The organism is Corynebacterium felinum (assembly GCF_030408755.1).
In the GTDB taxonomy this organism is placed as follows: Bacteria; Actinomycetota; Actinomycetes; order Mycobacteriales; family Mycobacteriaceae; genus Corynebacterium; species Corynebacterium felinum.
This window is the reverse complement of the sequence record NZ_CP047209.1, coordinates 2462861-2483312: the sequence shown is the minus strand read 5'-3', so window position 1 is coordinate 2483312 and position 20452 is coordinate 2462861. Positions and strand designations below refer to the sequence as shown.

Here is a 20452-nt window from a genome sequence, read left to right as displayed (position 1 = left end):
ATAGGACGTCTGATGTCTTACAGTTTTGAGGATATCGTGAGTCAATGCACACCTGGCAAGTAAATGAGAGCTGTGACACTTAAGAAACACCCCCGTAAAAACCTGTGAAGTAAAAAGGTTGCCAAAGGGGGCAATGGTGGTTTGAGGTGCTGTTTTAAGGGTGCTGCCAGCCGATTTATCAAAGAATTCGCATTGGAGCAAAGGTGAAAAATGTGCTAGTAAGTATTCTTTTGTCCCAATGCTGGCGGGGGTGGCTGCTGCTTATATATGCGCGCGTTTGGGTTGATTGTGAAAGAAGGGAGTGTGCAAAATTTTGCCCATCATTGGGGAGGTTCACAAAGGTAAAACAAAAATTTCTCAATGAACTTCTTTTTGAAATTTGAGTAAATTATCAGCAATAATTTATTCCAAAATTAGGTATTGGGTGTGGGGTTGGGGGTACACACAACCCACAAAGCACCCCTAAGAAACCGTGCAACCTCAGCGCAACAACGCCAGAAGAAACACAACCAAAAAGAAAGCCCACAGCCTACAAACCCCACAGCGTGAAAACAGCACGCTAAAGTAGAAAAGACTAAAACCAGCACAGGTCCCATTCGCAACCACAGCACCCCAAGGAGCCCCGCACCACCATGGCACTACCACTTCCCAGCATGAACAGCCGCGCACTGGTCACCGGCGCCAGCCAAGGCATCGGCCGCGCCATGGCACGCGACCTGGCCGCCCTCGGCCACAACCTCATTCTTGTTGCCCGCCGCGAAGACGTCCTACGCGAACTCGCCGAAGAACTACAAACCACACACTCCATCATCGCCGAGGTCTACCCCTGCGATTTGGCCGACCCCAACCAACGCGCCGAACTGATCGCCGACATCACCAACCGCGACATTTCTATCATCATCAACTCAGCAGGTATCGCCAGCTTCGGCCCCTTCCTCAAACAAGACTGGAACTACGAAACCCAACAATTCCAGCTCAACGCGCAAGCAGTCTTCGAACTCACCCACGCAGTCCTGCCTGGCATGGTCGCCCGCGGCGAAGGCGCAATCTGCAACGTCGGATCTGCGGCGGGCAACGTACCCATCCCCAACAACGCCACCTACGTATTCACCAAAGCCGGCGTCAACGCCTTTACCGAAGCACTCCACTACGAACTCAAAAAAACTGGCGTCAGCTGCACCCTCCTCGCGCCGGGCCCAGTGCGTGAAGCAGTGATCGACGAATCGGAAAAATCCATAGTGGATAAAGTTGTGCCCGATTTCTTGTGGACGACATACGAATCGTGCTCCGCTGAAACACTGAATGCAATGAGCAAAAATGCACGCCGCGTCGTACCAGGCCCATTGTCCAAAGCAATGAATGTTATTTCCAAGGTGGTTCCTACCGGAATTATTTGCCCACTCATGGGCTGGTTCTACGCCAAAATGGGCTAAACCAGCAGCACCTGAAAACTGCACCCACCCATGGATCACCCCTTTGTTGTATCACCATTGTGTGAAGGAAGGCAGCGACCCCAACGGGTGGTGGGTAAAAAGATAAGGTGAGCACCTGTGGTTGGGGGTTTGTTTCCCAACCACAGGTGTGTTTTTAGCGTTGGTCGCGGGGTTTGAATACGTCCGCGCCGATCACGCGTGGGACTACTTTGGGTGCATCGCCTAGAAGGTCACGCAAATTCCCTTCCCGCTCGGCTTGCTGCAGGATCCCTTTCACTCCTCCGCGTCGTGTGCGTGGTGTAGTCCGCCGACGATTCTCACGACCCCCACCAGCACCGGCACCACCAGCGCCAGCACCACCCATGGGTGCCCCACCCATCATTGTTGAGCCCCGACCTGAAGAACCAGCAGCACCAGCCCCCGACGACCCCTGCCCAGCATTCGACCCTGTACCCGAACCTGTTCCTCCACCACCTACATGGCCGCCCCGACCCGAACCAGACCCAGCCCCAGATCCTGAACCAGTCCCGTTTCCGCGAAGCCCACCAGTACTATATGCACCACCTGCACCGGAACGAGAACCACCACCGCTGTTACTGCCGCCAGCTCCCACTCCGCCTGATGAGCCATGCCCACCTGCAACTGGTGCACCCCCAACACCATAGCCTGTACCTGAGCCGACTCCAGCACTGGTGCCACGACCGCCAGTACCATGCTGGTTGAACGCACCAGACTGGCTACCAGCAGTATTCACTCCACCTAGTCCACCGGCACCTGCTATGGGGTTCATTCCACCTGGTCCACCGGTATTTGGTCCCCAGCTTGTGGTGCTTGCGCCGAGGCTGTTTGCCCCACCGGGGTATTGATGCATATTCAAGGGGTTGACCACATTCGGGTCAAACCCGAGCGTGGCTTGTTGTGATGCGACAGTATCTAGCACCTGTTCTGCTAGTACGTGTGGTTCAATGCCCATCCCTGTGGCAGTCTGTGAGGTTCGTGTGATTCCTCCTCCTGCGTGTCCTTGGCTTATTGCAGCTTGTGATTGGCCACCACCGGTACCGGCAGATGTAGGTTCCATGAGATTGCGGATTACCGGCATCGCTGCTGTGATGCTTGTTGATAGTGCTTCTTTGAACCCAATTAGATACATTTCTTCGGCTTGCTTTTTTATTAATGCACCGACTTGGGTTGTTTGCATTGCTTCAAGGGAGGCGATAGCTGCCCCGACAGCGGATGTAAATGAGGGTGCGATCATGGCAAGCTGTGCTACTGATTGTGACATCAGTCCTGCGTTATGTGCGAAATTTGCACTGGCATTCGCCATTTCAATGATTCGTGGTGCAGCGGCATCAAATACCTCTCCGCGGTTTGATGCGGTCATATCAGTAGCAACCTGCCGTAACTTGGTGCTCATATCTGATAAATCAGTCGATAGGTTCGCCCATGTAGCTGCAGCATCCAATGCCCCAGCGTTGTTCGTTGACATCAGCCCTGATAATAACTCCTGAAGCGATGAAGCTCGTGAGGTCACAGGCGTAGGAAAATCAAAGGCTTCAAAACCAAGCTCCGGGCGTATAGGATACCTAACCCCAGAGACCTGCGGTGTGCCACCATTTTCAACAGCATCAATTGCTTCAGCGAAAAACCGATCCATCCCAGATAACGCATCTAAATTCGCGTGAAGATTCCGCCCCAACCACTGCACCTGGCGTTTTAAGGCGGCCATCATCTCTTTTGCGCTACCAACAGAGCCTTCCAGTACCTGACCATGATAGCGGCCCATCTGATCCAAACCACTCACAGAAGAAAAACCATCAAGCAGACCAACATCTTTAAATGCTGAACCTATTGCTGCAAAGTCGTGAATAGATCCCAACGCGTCGATACTCTCGACGAGTTGCTGAACATCAATATGTAGTGATGTCATTTGTATCCTCCTTTAACTCGAATTTTTTGTAGGACTTCAAAAGCCCTGCGGCAAAGCTCATCCCGCCCAAGTGACTCTTCCCAAGCATTGGTATAAACCACGCTCAAACGGCCATGGGTGGTACTAACCGCAGCATTGCAGTGCTTATCTTCATTGCCAATCTCATTGAAGTAGACCCGATCGTCCGCGTCCGGGAATGTCGCATCAATCATCAAGCCACGCGACTTAATCCCTTCAAAAGTCGCAAAATGTGTGTCGATGTTATACACACCGAATTGATGAGGGACTTGCATGCCACAATCGATCAACGACGTCCCGTTGTAAACGGTATCCACTATCTTTTTTAGTCCCATTTCTGTGAGATCTTCAGCTGTGAATTCATCGCAGGGGTTATAGAGTTTTTGTGTTCGATCCGTCGGATCGAAAGCTTCGACGTATTCACGATCCGGTGGAAGCGGGATCATGGACGACACTGACGCAGGCTGCGGTGTTTCAGATGGCAACGCTGGCTGCTGTGTTTCAGGCGCAACAGTCGATGCTGCGCCAGCATCAGTACTGACAGTCTTATCCGCGCAACCAGATGCGAACACGCACGCAGCAACAAGCACTGGGATAAAAGCTGTACGTAGATTCACGTATTCTCCTCTCCAAGTAGAAATCACTTGTCTGGGCCGAGGCGCCAACAAAACGCCTCTATTTATATGAGACTGAAAAACACCTTTTGCGTTCCCAAACGGGGGTAGCCCCAATTACCCCCACTGTTACACGAGTGCAAGCAATCACTCGTAACCGCCCTTGACCCGCAGTTTCTGTAGTACTTCAAAAGCCCTGCGGCAAAGCACATCTTTGCCCAGAACATCTCTCCCCGAGTGGTTGTAAGTAACGCTGAGACGACCATCTTGAGTGCTTATCGCGGCATCGCAGTATTCCTCCGTATCGCTGCGAATATGGCTGAAATGCCCCTGATCATCCGCATCAGAGAACGCCGCTTCAAACACCACTGAAATGTGTCTACTTTTCCGGAGAAATACTCACCGAACACGTCATCGACGAAACCCGCGACTACCAAAAACCAACATGGAAAAAACACAAAAAATAACCGACAGTCACTGCCCAAAAATTCAGAACAGCAACTGCCGGTTATATCCACTATGACGCGACTGAGTTGTCAACTATGACGCGACTGAGGACAACCGTGCCCCCAGCAGTGTCTGTGGTCATGACATAGTTGACAATTCTGTTCTGGGTTTTTCTTAATGACACTTGACAGATCAGTCGCGTCATTGTTGACACTTGGCATGCAAGGGCAGAGGTCTTGACACTTGACAGATCAGTCGCGTCATCGTTGACATATGAATAGTCCGAATCGAAACCTCGCGATCATCACCTACGTCCTTAAACAAGGCAACACAGTTGCAGCCGCAGCGCGCCATTTCAAAGTCTCACGCCAATGGGTATACACCCTCATCCACCGATACGAAACCAGCGGCGGAGCCGGTCTCCAACCCCGCACCAAAGCACCGCACACACCCACACCAATGAAGAATCGCGCACCAGAAAAGACAAAGTCGACAAAGCAGGAAGAGTCACACGACGCTACGCAGGCAAGCTCTACCACCTAGGCATCACACGCGCCTACAGCGGACAAAAAGTCACCATGGTCGTCGTCGACAAACACATCACCACAGCACTCACAGACACCGGAGAAATACTCACCGAACACGTCATCGACGAAACCCGCGACTACCAAAAACCAACATGGAAAAAACACAAAAAATAACCGACAGTCACTGCCCAAAAATTCAGAACAGCAACTGCCGGTTATATCCACTATGACGCGACTGAGTTGTCAACTATGACGCGACTGAGGACAACCGTGCCCCCAGCAGGATTCGAACCCGCGACCAATCGGGTAGAAGCCGACTGCTCTAATCCACTGAGCTATGGAGGCATGCCAAAGAGATTAACCTAGACCCCGCTGCAGTAGGAAATCTTGGCACCAATAAGGGTGGGTGATTGGCCGTCGATAAGCAAAAACGCAACGGTAGGGATAGTGTGGAATCTATGGCTGAAACACCCACGCAGCACACAGTGCGCCCCACATGGCCACTCTATCTGCTGTTTTTCCTCGTTGCAGGCACAACAGGCGCAATCATCTCTTATGGATTCCTCTCAGAATCCCTCGCCGCGCTTGGCATCCCCGATCCCGGCCCGCTCACCACAGCTGGGCTGCCTTTCCTCCGTGCGACCGCATGGATGCTCGCAGCATTAGCCACCGGATCGTTCATGTTTGCCGCCTTCTTCACCAGCCCACGCGACAACGATCTCAGCACCGCGCACCTGAGCGTCGACGGTATGGTCGCGACCCGCACGGGGGCTGTTGCCGCAGCAAGCTTCACAGTCATCGGCCTTGCCATGGTGCCGCTTGTGCTCTCAGATGTGTCAGGTCAGCCGCTTAGCGAAGCGATCAAACCACTCAACTGGTCACTCGCACTTGCCCAAGTTGCAGACGCCCAAGCATGGCTCGGTGCTGCCGCGCTTGCCCTCATTGTTGCCATTGCGGGCATGTTTGCAAAAAACTGGCGCTCACAACCCCTCCTCATGGTCGGTGCAATCATTATCATCGCGCCACTCGGGCTTTCTGGGCACTCCGCAGCCGGCGGTGACCACGACTACGGCACAAACTCCCTTCTGTGGCACCTGCTGTTCATGATGTTGTGGGTTGGCGGACTTATGGGTTTGGTTGCGCACGGGCGACGCCTCGGACCGGACATGGGACTTGCTGTTCGCCGCTACTCGCATGTAGCGCTGTGGTCCGTGCTTGCAATCAGCGCATCTGGGCTGATCAATGCCGCTATTCGCGTGCGCATGGAAGACTTGCTCACCTCCGGTTACGGTCGCGTCATTGTGGCGAAACTTGTGCTCACCGTGATCCTCGCACTGTTCGGCTTATTGCACCGCACCCTTACCATGCCACGCCTTAATGCTGGGGATCAACGCGCCTTCGCCCGTGTCGCAATCGGCGAAATTATCATCATGGCAGCGACAGTAGGTGTTGCAATCTCACTCGGGCGCACCCCGCCGCCCCCGCCACGTGTCTTTGATCTTTCCCCCATGGCGTTGGAGATGGGTTACGACCTGACCATTAAACCCACCATCACCAGCGTGTGGACAGTGTGGCGCTTCGACATCATGTTCACCACATTCGCCATCGTGCTCACGGGACTGTACCTGTGGGGTCTTATTAAGCTGAAGAAGCAAGGAAAAGCCTGGCCGTGGCACCGCACTTTCTGGTGGATGCTTGGCACCATCACCCTCGGCGTATGCATGTCCAGTGGCGTGGGTTTGTACATGCCTGCAACCTTCGCCATGCACATGGTTGCGCACATGGTGCTGTCGATGGTGATTCCTGTCTTCCTTGTTCTCGGGGCGCCGTTGCAGTTGCTTCTCGACGCCGCCACACCACACCCCAACTCTCACCCAGGTGTGCGCGAATGGGTGCAGGCACTACTGAACTCCAAGCTGCTGCGCTTCCTCATGCATCCAGCGTTTAACACCATCCAGTTTGTCACCATCTTCTACCTTCTCTACATCACTCCCTGGTACGACTACATGGTGTCCGAACATGCAGGTCATTTGATCATGAACTGGGTATTTCTCACCTCCGGGTACCTTTATTACTGGGATATGATTGGCTCCGACCCGAAGCCGCGTGATAATACCGTTATCCGGCGACTTGCTTGGTTGGTGTTTTCCATGCCCTTCCACCTGTACTTCGGCGTGTATCTCATGCAGCTGTCGACCATCTTGGCAGAAGATTTCTACCGCGAGCTCGCACTTCCGTGGGGCGTTGATTTGATGCATGACCAAAACGTTGGTGGCGGTATTGCGTGGGCCTCTGGCTCCTTCCCGCTCGTGGTTGTTTTCGGTACTTTGTTCTTGCAATGGCTGAAAGAAGACCGTACTGAGCAGCGTCGTGTCGATGCTCGTGTCGACGATGGCGAAGACGATCTTGAAGCGTACAACCAGATGCTTGCGGCGATGCGTCGAGGCGATGCCGACCACGTGTCTGCTTACCATGAGCAGGAATTCGACAAAAACTAAGACATAAGTTTGAGCACCACGACCTTCTTTTCCCTCACACTCCTGAACATGCAGGTAGTGCAGTGGAAAAGGAGGTTTTTTGCGTTTCGAGTGGACAGGGCAGCATAGCTGGGTGACAATGAAGAAGACAGCGACTTTAGAGTCCATGAAGCACACGGTTTTCTGTGGGGGATGTGCGTAAAACTTGCGTGGAAATATTTCACGGCAGGCGCGCACAGCCGGTGTATGTGGGTTAAAGGGTTGTGCTTGTCGACGCGCACACCACCTTTCCATCAACGCTCACCCTTGCCGCCTAGCAGCGGTGAAAGGGGAGGGAAGCATAGGTGGTGAGAGGGTTTCTTTTTCACGGGATTTGAAGAAACGAGGGCCCCAACACTTTTAGGCGTGCCACATTCCTCTTCACTGTGTGCCACACACATGTGCCGCGTGTGAAGGAAAACCATGAAAGGGGTTGAAACCCACATGCATAATTCCACCACGATCGTTGGCAATCTCACTGGGTTGCCAATGCACTACACGTTCGCTTCGGGGGCACAATTAGCCAAGTTTCGTCTGGCTACCTCCCGCTACCGCAAAAATGAGCGGGGTGGTGAAGAAAGTACCAGCCGCCAGAGCTCCAGCGCTTCGGAGAGTGCACAGGACTCGGCTGCGCCTCACAACCAAGCGCACACCATGACTGAAACCACTACGGATGGTGCTTATGCGGGCAACGGTTATGTCAGCTATAACCAGCTGTTTATTGATGTTGAATGTTGGGGCAATCTCGCCAACAATGTGATGCAAACACTGGGGAAGCATGGCAAAGGAACCCAAGTTGTAGTCGTTGGTGACTTGATTCACAAGGAATGGCATAAAGAGGACAGGCTGGAATCACGAGTCGTGCTTCGAGCCACGAATATCGGTATTGATCTGCGCAAATATGCGTGTAGCTACCGCAGGCATGAAGTGATTGTGACTCGGAGCCAAGGCGCGGACTTGGATAATCTGCAGGATCAGCCGTTCCACGAGTTGGCTTCCGAACCGGAGGCGAACCACACCTGTGCGCCTGCGGAAGACGAACATGTGATTCGTGAAATCATCAGCCTTGATGATTCGAATTCACAGATCATTGAAGAGCTCATGCCAGCAGTACCTGAATATGGTGAAGAGCTGGTTGAAGACGGAGCACCCAGCTACTAAATCCTGGCTAGGGTGCCACACTTAAGCCATGACCCTTGTGGGGTATCTGCGATGCATTGTGCGTACGCAACCCCACAAGGGTCTTGCTTGTCACTGTGGTGTACCAAAGCAGACGAGCATCTGGGAGGAATCTGGTTTTTATGGGGAGTAAGGGTGCTGGAAGGAATGCGACAAGCAGGCGGAAGTATTGTAGTCTTTCCTATTGACTAGTGTCTTAGATGCAAATTCCTAACATTTTTAAGGGGCAATCAACGTGGGTGAATTCATCTACACGATGAAAAACGTGCGCAAAGCCATTGGCGATAAGGTTATCCTCGATAACGTCACCATGGCTTTCTACCCAGGCGCAAAGATTGGTGTCGTAGGCCCAAACGGTGCCGGTAAATCATCGATTCTCAAGATTATGGCAGGGCTGGATCAGCCTTCGAACGGCGAGGCTTTCCTGGACCCAGGCGCAACTGTTGGCATTTTGCTGCAGGAGCCTCCTTTGAACGAGGAGAAGACTGTTCGTGAGAACGTCGAAGAGGGCTTGGGCGATATCTTTGAAAAGAAGAAGCGCTTCGAGGAAATTGCCGAAGAAATGGCAACCAACTACACCGATGAGCTCATGGATGAAATGGGCAAGCTGCAAGAAGAGCTCGATGCAGCAGACGCGTGGGAAGTTGATTCCAAGATTGAGCAGGCAATGGAAGCGCTGCGCTGCCCACCATCCGACGAGCCTGTCACTCACCTGTCCGGTGGTGAACGACGTCGTGTGGCGTTGGCAAAGTTGCTTTTGTCTGAGCCAGATTTGCTGCTGCTCGACGAGCCTACCAACCACCTCGACGCGGAGTCTGTGTTGTGGTTGGAGCAGCATCTAGCGAAGTACCCTGGTGCAGTGTTGGCTGTGACCCACGACCGTTACTTCCTTGATCACGTCGCTGGCTGGATTTGTGAAGTTGACCGCGGCAAGCTGTACCCCTACGAGGGCAATTACTCCACTTACTTGGAGAAGAAGGCCGAGCGTTTGGAGATTGCGGGCCAGAAGGACAAGAAGCTGCAGAAGCGCTTGAAGGATGAACTTGAATGGGTTCGTTCCGGTGCGAAGGCACGTCAGGCTAAGAGCAAGGCTCGTTTGGCTCGCTACGAAGAGATGGTGGCTGAGGCTGAGCAGTTTAAGAAGCTTGATTTCGAAGAAATTCAAATCCCAACTCCTCCACGCCTGGGTGCCCAGGTTGTTGAGGTGTCGAACTTGGAAAAGGGCTTCGACGGACGCGTCCTGATCAAGGATCTATCCTTCACATTGCCACGTAACGGCATTGTGGGTGTGATTGGTCCTAACGGTGTGGGTAAGTCCACTTTGTTCAAGACCATTGTTGGTCTGGAGCAGCCTGATGCTGGTGAAGTAAAGATTGGCCAGACCGTTCAGCTGTCCTACGTTGACCAGGGTCGCGAAAACATCGATCCTGAGAAGACTGTGTGGGAAGTTGTTTCTGATGGCCTTGATTACATCATCGTTGGTCAGAATGAAATGCCGTCGCGTGCATACCTGTCGGCTTTCGGTTTCAAGGGTGCTGATCAGCAGAAGCCTTCGAAGGTGTTGTCTGGTGGTGAGCGTAACCGTTTGAACTTGGCGCTGACCTTGAAGCAGGGCGGCAACTTGATTTTGCTTGACGAGCCAACCAACGACCTTGACGTTGAAACCCTGTCGTCGCTGGAAAATGCTCTGCAGAAGTTCCCTGGTTGTGCAGTGGTTATTTCTCACGACCGTTGGTTCTTGGATCGTACCTGTACCCACATTTTGGCGTGGGAAGGCAATGTTGCCGAAGGTCAGTGGTTCTGGTTCGAAGGTAACTTCGAGGATTACGAAAAGAACAAGGTTGAGCGCCTTGGTCCAGATGCTGCACGTCCTTCGCGTGTCACGCACCGTAAGCTGACTCGATAGTCTTTTCTTGTTGTGATTCCCATGGCCGGTGTGGTCATGGGAATTCGGCGTTTTTGGGGGTGTTTATGCAGGTGGTTGTGCACATAGCTTTGTTCAAGTAACAAATAGTGGGTGAAGAAGGTATGGTATGTGACAGACTTTCATTCGTGCTTGTTGGAGTTTTTAGCGCAAGATGCTTAGGGACTGCGACACAAATTTTCAGGAAGGCAACCTCCTTTTCATCATGACTGAGGCGACTGCAACAAACGGCAACGTCCACACTGAAACTATCCCTGTGCGCTGGGGTGATTTTGACCGTTTCAACCACATTACGAACGCGGCTTATGTGGAGTTGGCGCAGGAGGCACGTATGGTTTTTGCCCAGCGTGAGTTTGAAAAGCGCGGTATGGACATTCCCGCTGTTTTCGTGCGCAAGATTGAAGCTGATTACTTGCGCCCTATTTTGTCCAATACGAAGGCGGTCACGATTGAGACGCAGGTGATTGAGATCGGTAATACCTCTTTCACGACCCGCCAGGAAATTAAGGATGCGGACGGCAACCTTGCGTGTGTGGTGGAGGTTGTCCAGGTTGCTGTTGATATTGTGACTGCGCGTCCTCGCGCGATCACTGAACATGAGATGAAGGTTCTTACTTCTGCGTAGTAGCCTTGTAGGCAATGACTACGCAGCAGTTCTTAATCACCAGCGGGGAGCGCGGTTTACGTGCTCTTGCGCAGCGCGTGAATGTTCTAGATTCCAACGCCCTCGCCCGTCTTCGTACGGTTTCTGGGGGCGTTGATGTGTTTTTCTCCACCCCTTTTGGGGTGTTGGCATCTCGTCGCGTAACAGGGACTGTGAGCGTTGAAGGGTTGGTGGTGAAGGCATCAGAGCTTTTCGACGCCCCACTCACCCCACTTTCGCCTGCAGCGTGGCAGCAGGGTGCGCTTCCACCGAAGGAAGGGTTTGTTTTAGTAGATGAGGTCCCTGCCGATGTTGTTTATCGGTTGAATATTCAAGGCAAAGAACTTGCGCAACAGTTTTCAGGCCCTCTGGGCCCTCCGCAATCGTTGCTCAACCAAAAAGTGCTCACCGTGGAGGGCAACGGTGAGCGTGCAGAAGTTCCAATGCGGGTTATTTTCTGCTTGAGTTCTTTAGGGTTGATTCCTCGTTTTGATGCCGCTATCGAGGTGCCTCGTCATATTCGCGTTTCGAAAGTTGGCCGTTGGGTGCGTGTGGATGCACCTTTCGGCAGCGTGTACTTCAGTGAAGAATTAAACGTGCTGAGTTTTATCTAGTCACTGTTAGGTTGCTCGGTTGATCAACATGGCGGCAACCCTTTCCATGTGATCCCACATAGCGTGACGGTGTGCTTCAGGCATCTCTACCTGATCCATGGCTCGCCCCATGATATCGAGCCATCGTTGGGCTTCTTTTTCACCGATTGGGAAGTGGGCGTGGCGCATGCGCAAGCGGGGGTGGCCGCGCTGTTCGCTAAAGGTTTGTGGCCCGCCCCAGTACTGTACCAAGAACCAGCGGAGGCGATCTTCAGCTCCCTCCCAATCATCATGTGGGTACATGGGGCCGATCAGATCATCAGTCTTCATTTCCTGATAGAACAGGTGAACAACTTTTTTAAAGAGTTCTTCGCCACCGACTGCTTCATAAAAAGATTCAGGGGAATTGGTGGGACTTTGCGATCCATCTCCAAGGGGTGTTTTCATAAGTTACTATTCTACGTTTCTGCACTGGCGATCGGGTAAGGGCGGTAGGGAGTCGGGATACCTGCTTGCGCCAGCGCGTTGATGAGTGCTGCTGAGACGTGCCGTTCTACCACCCACTGTTTATCGGGCAGGGTGCGGATGCGAGTGCGGATTAGCATGTGATCGACCTTCACGGCATTCACACCATCAATAATTGGCTCTTCCAGAAGCAAATCCTTGAGTGCTTCATCTTCGCAGGCTTTCTTCGCCGCGATAGCAATGACATCAATGGCATGTTGAGTATCTGCCCCAAGGCTTACAGGCGTATTGATCAATGCGACTGCAAATTCTTGGCTAAAGTTACCGACCCGTAAAATTTCGCCGTTGCGTACAAACCACAAAGTGCCGTGTACATCTCGAAGGGTGGTTAGACGAAGCGATACATCTTCAACGGTGCCAACAGCTTCACCAATATCAATGGTGTCGCCGACTCCGTATTGATCTTCAATCAGCATAAAAATGCCTGAGAGAAAGTCCTTGACGAGGGATTGCGCACCGAAACCTAAAGCCACACCAACAACACCAGCGGATGCAATCAATGGGGCAACATTCACGCCCAAGGTTCCCAGAATTGACAGCGCGGCCCACACCCAAATGAAGATCGATGCCGCCGATCTAGCTACCGCTGCAAGCGTCTTTATGCGGGACTGGCGTCGAAGCTCTTTGGTGGCATTGAGTGCCACTATTGCGTTGCTTTCGGAGGAGGACGGAGTGGACTTTCTGGGCAGCTTAGATTCGAAAGAAGAATTGACCTGCGCAGCTTTCGATATAGCTTTGCGAACCAACCAGTGAATTACTCCAGCGGCAAGGAGCGTGAGGCCAATTTCTAAGGGCTTATCCACCAGCCAGGTTTGGAGTGATGGATGGGACTGAAAGAACTCAAGTGCGGTTTTCATAGCGATCTCTAGCCTATCGAACCCCGCCTCACATTCTCATAGTACGCACAACCCTTGCATGCACTAGCTGCCGAAAACACCCCCGATCACCATATCTAGAATACTTAGTCTATTGCCCCTGACTGGTAACTTTAATGGCCAAACTTTAGTTTACATGAGCGTTGCGGGTGGTCTACTTTGGACAAAAATGAACCGCTTAGTCTACTGTGGCCATTCAGGATTTGTTATCTATCTTTAGTTTTTCAAGGAGCTATATTTTTGTGAACGTCCAAGGTTTTTCTACAGCCAGTATCCATGCAGGCTATGAGCCAGATTCACTCTATGGCTCCATTAATACGCCGATCTACGCTTCCACTACGTTCGCACAAAATGGGCTCAATGAGCTGCGCGGTGGCTTTGAATATACGCGGTGTGGCAATCCCACCATTACAGCTCTAGAAAAAACAGTAGCGGCATTGGAGGGGGCTAAGTACGGTCGGGCGTTTTCTTCGGGTATGGCTGCAACGGATGTGTTGTTGCGGGCAGTACTGCGCCCAGGGGATCATGTGATTTTTGGACATGATGCCTACGGTGGCACATTCCGTCTGATCGATTCAGTATTTAGCCAGTGGGGGATTGAATACACAGTGGTTGATACCACCGATCCTAACCAGGTAGGCGCGTCATTGAAGGATTCGACCAAGTTGGTGTGGCTAGAGACTCCCTCGAATCCGGCCTTGGCGATCACCGATATCGCTGCTGTGGCGCACCAGATTGAGGGGCATTTCGCGCAACTTGTCGTGGATAACACCTTTGCAAGTCCGTATCTGCAGAACCCGCTTGCCTTGGGAGCTGATCATGTCCTTCATTCCACTACTAAGTATCTTGGCGGGCACTCAGATGTTGTCGGTGGCGTAGTGGTGACCAATAGTGCTGAACTGGATGAACAGCTGCAGTTCTTGCAAGGCGGAGCGGGAGCTATTCCGAGTGTGTTTGATGCCTACTTAACCGCGAGGGGGATTAAGACGCTTGCAGTTCGCATGGATCGTCACTGCGATAATGCGGATGCGATTGCGCGCCATCTTGAGGCCAGCGACAAGGTCGCTCAGGTACTGTTTCCTGGACTAGAGTCTCACCTTAACCATGATGTGGCTAAGAAGCAGATGAAGCGATTTGGCGCCATGATTTCAGTGCGCTTCCATACTGAGGAAGCGGCGCGGACGTTTTGTCTTTCAACGAAGTTGATTTGTTTGGCAGAATCGCTGGGCGGAGTGGAATCGTTGCTTGAGCATCCGGCAACAATGACCCATCAGTCTGTTACTGGCTCAACCTTAGAGGTGCCGCGGGACTTGGTTCGAATTTCTATTGGTATTGAAGATCTTGAAGATCTGATTGCGGATATTGATCAAGCGCTGGCAAAAATCTAAAAGCTTCTTGTAATCAATCAGGTCCCGGAGCAAAACTCTGGGACCTGATTGTTGTTTTTGGAAATCTGCACTATCGGCGAGTCAATTGCATGAATGTGAATCGGCCAAGGGGGGAGGGGTAGCCTGCTGTGGAAATAATGAGTGGTGGAATAAGATTTGCCTGTGTTCACAGCATGTCGCTTGCGCAATAACTCATCGCTTTTTCACCTATTTGGGGGTAAATGGGGGTGGGGAGGAATGAAAATATTGTCCGTTGTTCAACAGAATTGGACATCCTTAGACAAAGTAGTCTATTTTCTAAAATGTACTTACAGACTAGTTGGTATACATGGGCTGTTTGGTGACAGGCAGATAAACTGAATTTATTGCGAAGAATGTTGTCCAATAAACATTCTTTGTCAGATGATTTTTGGTGAATCGTTTTTGTCTTGCGACCTGCTCGTGGGGCCAGCTTTGAAATAAGGGACGGCGATTACTATGGCTAGCGGACTCACATCTGAGATAGTGCTGAATCTCATGCGTCAGGGGATGCGTCAAACTGATATTGCAACTGAATATGGTGTCACTCGTCAGTACGTGGGCAAGCTTGCGAAGCAGGGAGGCTACGAGTCGCCGATTACTGAGGTGACTCAGAATTTGCCGTGGGATGTTCCTCAGGAGTACTTCGATAATACGATCTATAAGTATCTCCGACTTCATGGGCATCGAATGCATGCCGGTGTCGATTCGCTCTCGGATGCATCAAAAGCAAAGCTTCGAGCGTTTTATCGCAAGCTCAAGCACTTTAATATGGTTGTGGATTACAGCCCTGACTATCCTCAGATGCCGGGCGTGACCAATACGCCAGGGTTTGCTTATGTTCCGAGGGTGAAGGAGGATGGCAATTATGTCATTCGTATCCGCGAGGGTATTAATCTAACCTCGGCTGGGCGAAAGCTCTGGAAGATGCCCAAGGATCTTCTTTTCTAAAATTTTTTGGGGATGTGTCCCACCGTTGCGGTGCAAAGTGTGAGTGCTTAAAGGCCGGTGGGGCCTTAAAAATCGCATGCCCACAGCACCGAGGGTATAGGGTTACAAAAGTTAAATATCTTCGAAAATGGGACTAGGTGTAACTGGTATCACTGGTGCTGTAGTGGGTGGGGTGGGGTAGGGCTTATTTCGATAGTAATCGTACGAAGAAATAGTGAAAATTGCGAAGTTTGCGAGGCTGTAGATAGATTTTGGGTGACGTATTATGTGGCTGATGGGGGCAATACTTTAGAATAGTGTGCCACCCCTATCTGTATGAAGCTGTGTTGCTGTATGTGGGGGAAACATGTTGAACGGGGGTGGTTGAAAAAATCGGGAACGGATCGCGCAGAATTTCAGTCTTTATATATAAGAGGTTGTGAGAAGCCTCCATGGATTGATACGAGTACTGAAGGGATTCTGTTATGAGCAATGCGCACAGTCAACTGTTGTACGTGAGTCAAACACTCGATGATGAGTTCAACGCTTTGATGATTGAATACGATCGCTCGCGGCTGAGTGTGTTGTCGAATGTCGAGGAAAGTGATGAAGATATTCGCACACTTTCGTGGGCGTTGAAATTGAGTGAAGCAACGACCCGTCTCTACGTCCGAAGCGTCAAGCTCTTGCGAGATCACGCGCCACGTGTTTTTGCTTACCTCATGGACACAGGAGTTTTTAGCCTCGATAAAGTTGCCGCAATCGCTAGGCCGTTGTTGGTGTTAATCCCTAGCCAAGTTGAGATGAATCAAGAGCATATTCTGCACGCGATCGTACCTAAAAAAGAGGGGCAGACAGTCCCGCAACCGAGTTCACTGAGCCGTGCGGTACGCAGCACCATGGCATCTGTTATTCACGACTATCCGGTGGAAACAAGGAAAAAAGATCTCAACACGGTGGTGGTATCTCACGACCGTGCTGGAAATACCAAGGTGCAACTCACCATGGAGCCTGAACGCGCCCGACCTTGGCTGGAACTGTTTGAAAAGATCGCCAACAAATTAACGTGCAGGGTAGAAGAAGCGATTGAGCGAGTTTTGACGGCGGAACCACACGCGATTTCATCCATGCTCGTGTGTGCAGATGATAGCAACTCGAAGCAACGGATCCCCAGGAAGGCGAAAAAGCGCCTCAAAAACTACCATCGCGAACTATTCGAGAAAGTAGCTTGAGAGACGCTTAACTAACGTGACGTTTATTACTCTGAGCAAGCTCCAGCGTCGATGCGGCGGTTGCGAACGGCACGAATGACATCCGCCTGGGCTTCGCTGATCAGGCGACGAACACCGCCAGGAAGATCTTCTTGGTCGAGGAATCGCTGAGCACGGTCGACTGTGGAGTCACTGATATTCCAACGCGGGAACAATCCAGCGATTGCGTCCTGAGCAATCTCTGAGGTGAAGGATTTCCACATGGGCAAAACCATTTCGAAGTAGCGTTCATTCAACTGCTCCAACAGCTCTGGGCGAGCAAAGCCAGTAAGACCAGCCATCTTCGCGCGGAAAATGGTGTTCGACAGCTCTTTGCCATGCTCTGTAAGCTCCGTGAATACACGCGCCTTATTTGTGGCAGTGTTGACTGCAGCACGCGCACGTTCCGCGAAAGCTTTGCCTTGAGAGGACGGGTCGTGTTCAGAGAGGATACCGATTTCCTTCTCTACCTCGAAAGACTTGTCAACGGCAGCCAATGAAATCAACGCATTCCAACGCAAGTCGTTGTCCGCGTCGAGACCCTCCAGCGAAGGAGCACCTGCCACAATATCTTTGAATAATTGAATGGCGGTAACCTCGGGTGCTTGTGCATCAGTAGACTCTCCACTATCCACAAGATTACGACCCAGCTCTTGGACAAACGCTAGTTGGATATCTGAGCTTGGTTCGGCAGTTCGTGCACCATCGAGGAGTGCATTAAGAAGTAATTGCGCACCAGTTTCTTCGACCCATGTCGGGTCGGCAAACATCTTTCGGGCTTGTGTTGCCTGTGACAAAATGCGTTGAAGAACAGCAATTTCCGTTTCGAAACGAGCACCGCGAGCAACAAGTGCAATGAAATCGCGAGCGCGCATTTCCCCATTTCGAGTCATCTCCCACGCCGCAGACCAGCACAGAGTACGAGCCATCGGATCTGCAATCTTGTCAATGTGTTTAACTGCGAAGGCCAAAGAGCCAGTATCGAGTTTCATCTGACAATAAGTCAGATCAAAATCGTTGGGCAATACTAGGTCGGCAGCTGCGACTCCAATGAGCTCAGGAATCTCAGTACGAGCAGAGTCCACATCTACCTCAATGCTGTGGGTGCGGGTAACCACGCCGTCGATAAGCGAGTACAGGCCGACGCAGGTACGGTGTGTGCGTAATTCGCCAGCGCCAGGTGTTGCGCCAGATTGCGTGATAGCGAAGGAAGAGTACACGCCGTCGACTACCTCGAACTCGCACGCAAGTTCGTTGATGCCAGTTGTTTTGAGCCATTGATTAGCCCAATGTGAAAGGTCGCGTCCGGAAGACTCCTCCAGTGCCGACAAAAGATCATCGAAGGTGGCATTGCCGTATGCATGTTCAGCGAAATGTTTACGAACCCCCGCAAAAAATGCGTCACGACCAACATACGCTTGTAGTTGCTTGAGCACAGAAGCACCCTTTGCGTAAGTAATGCCATCAAAATTCTGCTCCACCGTCTCGATATCGGAAGCATCAGTGGAAATAGGGTGAGTGGAAGGTAGCTGATCCTGCTGATACGCCCACGACTTTTCAACATTGGCGAAGGTTACCCATGCCGTCTCATATTCGGTAGCTTCAGCCTGAGAAATCGCAGCACCCCAGGTTGCAAAAGACTCATTGAGCCACAAATCATCCCACCACTTCATGGTGACCAAATCACCGAACCACATGTGAGCCATCTCGTGCAAGATGGTGTCGCAACGGCGCTCATATGCGTATCGCGTGTTCTTCGAGGTAAACACGTATTCATCGCGGAAAGTTACGGCCCCAGCATTTTCCATCGCGCCAGCATTGAAATCAGGAACAAACAGCTGGTCATACTTACCGAAGGGGTAAGCCATGCCGAAATGCTCGTGGTAGAAATCGAATCCCTGCTTGGTTTCGCGGAAAATCGTGTCGGCATCAAGATGCTCGGCCAAAGACTTTCGGCAATAAATTCCTAGTGGAATCTCCAGCTCAGTTGGCTGATCGGCCGGTGTTTCAGGATGATGGGTCAGCTTACCGGACCAAAGATCGGAGACAACGGCAAAGTCACCAGCACAGATTGCGACCAGATATGTCGACAGTGGGTAATCGATGCGTGAACTGAAAACAGCCTTCTCGCCGTCAGCCTTCACCAATTGCGGAGCATTGGTTACCACCTTCCAGTGCGAAGGTGCTTGAACAACAATGTCGTACGTGGCCTTCAAATCTGGTTGATCAAAACATGCGAACACACGCTTGGCATCGGCAGTTTCGAACTGCGTGTAGAAGTACACCTCGCTGTCGACGGGATCAACAAATCGATGCAGACCTTGGCCGGTGTGGGAATACTCGCAGGTAGCTTTAACCACAAGTTCATGTTCACCAACAGTGAGATCATTCAATTGGATGCCAGCAGTGTGGTCGTATACGCCGTCTTTGCGTGGAACTGCAGTCTCGGTGATGTCAACGCCATCAATGCTGACATGGTGAACGTCTTGGGCAAGAAGATCGATGAACGTCGAACCGGCTTCAAGGACTTCAAAGTGCACAGTGGTTTTTGAGGGGAATGTGGATTCCCCTGTGATGTCAATAGCGAAAGAATAGTTGTGAACACGAAGCAGTTGCGAACGCTGAATTGCTTCGGAATGAGTCAGATTGATCGAGGACAACGCAAAAAGGTCCCTTCGGTTTCTTAAAACTTGATGTGATGGAAATGACTATAGATATGATCGCATACAACGATACAACCGCTCTGTGACTAATGTAGAAAGCGCACGTAATTGTGGCATGGGACGCCCTGGTGATGGCGGGGGATATGGAGGACTGTTCGCCTAGCCCCAAGTGAGCGGGTGTTCACCCGATTCGTGCGCCGCAATCTATATCTTTGACATATGTAAAGGTGCTGTAACTATGGCAACAGAATCAACGAACACGGTGACTCTATGGTTCGATGTCTCCTGTCCATTTTGCTGGGTGACATCTCGGTGGATGAAAGAAGTGGAAAAGGTTCGCGACGTGCAAGTGAACTGGGTTCCGATGTCTTTGTCTGTGCTCAACGAAGGGCGGGATTTAGATCCCGGTTACATGGAAAAGATGAAGGCCAACTGGGGGCCTGCACGAGTTTTTGCTGCCGTTGCAACCCAAGAGCCCGAAAAAATTGATGCGCTGTATACAACGCTGGGAACACTGATCCACAACAACGGGGAGGGTGGAAAAGCTGGGTTTGGCGCTTACGATGCGCTGATTTTACAAGCTTTGGAAGAAACAGGGCTGGACAGTAGCTATTTTGATGCTGCGAATACAGAAGATTGGGATTCGCAGTTGCGCGCTTTTCACCAACAAGCAATGAATGAGGTGGGCAATGACGTGGGGACACCAGTGATTAAGTTGGGGTCAACAGCATTTTTCGGCCCCGTCCTTACTCGTATTCCCCGTGGCGAAGAAGCAGGCGAGCTTTTCGATGCCGCAGTGAGGCTTGCGCGCTATCCGTACTTCTTTGAAATCAAGCGTTCACGTACGGAGTCCCCACAGTTCGACTAGATGTTTCACTATGATGGGAACTTAGCCTGAAGCTGCCTAGTGGATTGAATGTTGCCCCGATTGTTCTACTGCTTGCGATTGAAGAAACTCGAATATAAATGTGGGCAATTGGTG

The 20452-nt window shown here is 51.6% G+C and carries 18 protein-coding genes and 1 tRNA gene; 12 read left to right on the top strand and 7 right to left on the bottom strand.

Features of this window, described 5'->3' with window-relative positions; genetic code table 11:
* The first annotated feature begins 632 nt into the window (after positions 1-632).
* A complete protein-coding gene (gene cmrA, locus CFELI_RS10480) occupies positions 633-1433 on the top strand; it encodes a mycolate reductase (RefSeq protein ID WP_277104264.1) in 801 nt (266 codons plus the stop codon).
* A 154-nt stretch (positions 1434-1587) separates the two neighbouring features.
* On the opposite strand, the gene CFELI_RS10475 is transcribed toward cmrA, so the two are convergent.
* The 3 genes from CFELI_RS10475 to CFELI_RS10465 all read right to left on the bottom strand — a co-directional run bounded on the left by CFELI_RS10475 (position 1588) and on the right by CFELI_RS10465 (position 4358).
* Entirely contained in the window at positions 1588-3360 is a 1773-nt protein-coding gene (locus CFELI_RS10475; protein ID WP_290259011.1) for a hypothetical protein, read from the bottom strand.
* A complete protein-coding gene (locus tag CFELI_RS10470; RefSeq protein ID WP_277103981.1) occupies positions 3357-3995 on the bottom strand; it encodes a DUF3558 family protein in 639 nt (212 codons plus the stop codon). Before CFELI_RS10470 ends, CFELI_RS10475 begins: the two co-directional genes overlap by 4 nt.
* 144 nt (positions 3996-4139) lie before the next feature.
* Positions 4140-4358: a hypothetical protein gene (locus tag CFELI_RS10465; protein WP_277103980.1), complete on the bottom strand. Its 219-nt coding sequence runs from the start codon at positions 4356-4358 to the stop codon at positions 4140-4142.
* A gap of 354 nt (positions 4359-4712) precedes the next feature.
* On the opposite strand from CFELI_RS10465, the gene CFELI_RS13655 reads away from it, so the two are divergent.
* Both CFELI_RS13655 and CFELI_RS13690 read left to right on the top strand, forming a co-directional pair.
* Positions 4713-4982 carry a helix-turn-helix domain-containing protein gene (locus tag CFELI_RS13655; RefSeq protein WP_353959542.1) on the top strand — a complete coding sequence of 90 codons (270 nt, stop codon included), beginning with the start codon at positions 4713-4715 and terminating at the stop codon, positions 4980-4982.
* A 35-nt stretch (positions 4983-5017) separates the two neighbouring features.
* Positions 5018-5140, top strand: a complete 123-nt coding sequence (locus CFELI_RS13690; protein WP_374724702.1) for a hypothetical protein — start codon at positions 5018-5020, stop codon at positions 5138-5140.
* Positions 5141-5237: 97 nt separating this feature from the next.
* Here CFELI_RS13690 and CFELI_RS10455 read toward each other — a convergent pair.
* Positions 5238-5311: transfer RNA gene (locus CFELI_RS10455), tRNA-Arg, on the bottom strand.
* Positions 5312-5424: 113 nt separating this feature from the next.
* Between CFELI_RS10455 and CFELI_RS10450 the strand changes: the two genes are divergently transcribed.
* The 5 genes from CFELI_RS10450 (at position 5425) to CFELI_RS10430 (ending at position 11842) form a co-directional block, all read left to right on the top strand.
* Positions 5425-7464, top strand: coding sequence for a bifunctional copper resistance protein CopD/cytochrome c oxidase assembly protein (locus CFELI_RS10450; protein WP_277104537.1), 2040 nt, complete (start codon positions 5425-5427; stop codon positions 7462-7464).
* 462 nt (positions 7465-7926) lie between these two features.
* Positions 7927-8643, top strand: coding sequence for a single-stranded DNA-binding protein (locus CFELI_RS10445; protein WP_277104536.1), 717 nt, complete (start codon positions 7927-7929; stop codon positions 8641-8643).
* A gap of 253 nt (positions 8644-8896) precedes the next feature.
* Entirely contained in the window at positions 8897-10567 is a 1671-nt protein-coding gene (ettA, locus tag CFELI_RS10440) for an energy-dependent translational throttle protein EttA (RefSeq protein WP_277104535.1), read from the top strand.
* A 223-nt stretch (positions 10568-10790) separates the two neighbouring features.
* The gene (locus CFELI_RS10435) at positions 10791-11210 is read left to right on the top strand and encodes an acyl-CoA thioesterase (protein WP_277104534.1); all 420 of its coding nucleotides are present in this window, start codon (positions 10791-10793) and stop codon (positions 11208-11210) included.
* Positions 11211-11224: 14 nt separating this feature from the next.
* Positions 11225-11842 carry a DUF8185 domain-containing protein gene (locus CFELI_RS10430; protein WP_277104533.1) on the top strand — a complete coding sequence of 206 codons (618 nt, stop codon included), beginning with the start codon at positions 11225-11227 and terminating at the stop codon, positions 11840-11842.
* A gap of 6 nt (positions 11843-11848) precedes the next feature.
* Here the strand turns inward: CFELI_RS10430 and CFELI_RS10425 are convergent, their stop codons facing one another.
* Positions 11849-12268 (bottom strand): globin, encoded by a 420-nt coding sequence (locus CFELI_RS10425; protein ID WP_277104532.1) that lies wholly within the window; start codon positions 12266-12268, stop codon positions 11849-11851.
* An 11-nt stretch (positions 12269-12279) separates the two neighbouring features.
* A complete protein-coding gene (locus tag CFELI_RS10420; RefSeq protein ID WP_277104531.1) occupies positions 12280-13203 on the bottom strand; it encodes a mechanosensitive ion channel family protein in 924 nt (307 codons plus the stop codon).
* A 260-nt stretch (positions 13204-13463) separates the two neighbouring features.
* Between CFELI_RS10420 and CFELI_RS10415 the strand changes: the two genes are divergently transcribed.
* From CFELI_RS10415 to CFELI_RS10405, 3 genes are all read left to right on the top strand, one after another.
* Entirely contained in the window at positions 13464-14609 is a 1146-nt protein-coding gene (locus CFELI_RS10415) for a cystathionine gamma-synthase (protein ID WP_277104530.1), read from the top strand.
* Positions 14610-15086: 477 nt separating this feature from the next.
* Positions 15087-15578, top strand: coding sequence for a hypothetical protein (locus tag CFELI_RS10410; protein ID WP_277104529.1), 492 nt, complete (start codon positions 15087-15089; stop codon positions 15576-15578).
* 464 nt (positions 15579-16042) lie between these two features.
* Positions 16043-16789 (top strand): hypothetical protein, encoded by a 747-nt coding sequence (locus tag CFELI_RS10405; protein WP_277104528.1) that lies wholly within the window; start codon positions 16043-16045, stop codon positions 16787-16789.
* A 26-nt stretch (positions 16790-16815) separates the two neighbouring features.
* On the opposite strand, the gene pepN is transcribed toward CFELI_RS10405, so the two are convergent.
* The gene (pepN, locus tag CFELI_RS10400; protein ID WP_277104527.1) at positions 16816-19467 is read right to left on the bottom strand and encodes an aminopeptidase N; all 2652 of its coding nucleotides are present in this window, start codon (positions 19465-19467) and stop codon (positions 16816-16818) included.
* A gap of 241 nt (positions 19468-19708) precedes the next feature.
* On the opposite strand from pepN, the gene CFELI_RS10395 reads away from it, so the two are divergent.
* Positions 19709-20338, top strand: a complete 630-nt coding sequence (locus CFELI_RS10395) for a mycothiol-dependent nitroreductase Rv2466c family protein (RefSeq protein WP_277104526.1) — start codon at positions 19709-19711, stop codon at positions 20336-20338.
* Positions 20339-20452 lie beyond the last annotated feature (114 nt).